The 788-nt window shown below is 73.5% G+C and carries 1 protein-coding gene; it reads right to left on the reverse strand.

Annotation, left to right across the window (positions count from 1 at the left end; all coding sequences use genetic code 11):
- The coding region (locus tag B8460_RS18425; RefSeq protein WP_048863083.1) for a DedA family protein at window positions 1-598 on the reverse strand (598 nt) is incomplete at its 3' end.
- Between the last annotated feature and the right edge of the window lie 190 nt (window positions 599-788).

The raw sequence follows: 788 nt of genomic DNA on the forward strand, positions 1-788 counted from the left end.
GCAGCCGGTGGGCGAGCCACACCACCACGACGCCCGCGACCAGCGCGCCGCCCAGCAGCGCCGCGCCCCGCCAGTCGCCGCCCTCGATGCGCGTCAGCGTCCGCCCCGCCAGCTGCGCCGGCAGCACATGGACCGGCGCCCACACCAGGGCGGAGGCGACGTTGGCGAAGAAAAACCGCGAGATCGCCAGCCCCGACATCCCGGCGACCAGCGGCACGGTGGAGCGCAGCACCGGGATGAACCGGCACACCGCGACGCTCGCGGTGCCGTAGCGGCGGAAGAACGCGTCCGCCTTCGCCATGATCCACGGGCGCTGGCGCAGCGGCCAGGCCGCGCGCAGATGCCCGCCATAGGCATGGCCGAGCCAGAACGAAATCCCGTCGCCGATCACCGCCCCGATCACCGAGACGACGAGGATCGGCAGGATCGGCAGCCCCGCCGCCGCCGCGGCCCCCGCCACCGCCATCAGGATCGGCGTCCCCGGCACCAGGATGCCGAGCACCGCCACCGCCTCGATGATCGCGGCGAGGAAGGCGATCAGCACCGCCAGCGCGTGATGCTGCGCCACCGCGTCGGACGCGGCGCTGACCAGGTCCATCAGCACGGCGCGGCGTCCGGCGTCGGGCGATGCGGGGGACGGCGAGGGGGGTGCGGCACGTCTGTCTCCGGTTCGGGGGTCAGCTTCGTCGTACGATCAACGCATCGACTGCCACGATCCGTTCCCCCGCCGCTATGAACGGGTTCAGGTCCAGCTCCTCCACCAGCGCGCGCTGATCGGCGGCGAAGCG

Origin of the sequence: Acidisphaera rubrifaciens HS-AP3, assembly GCF_000964365.1 — a bacterium.
GTDB lineage: Bacteria > Pseudomonadota > Alphaproteobacteria > Acetobacterales > Acetobacteraceae > Acidisphaera > Acidisphaera rubrifaciens.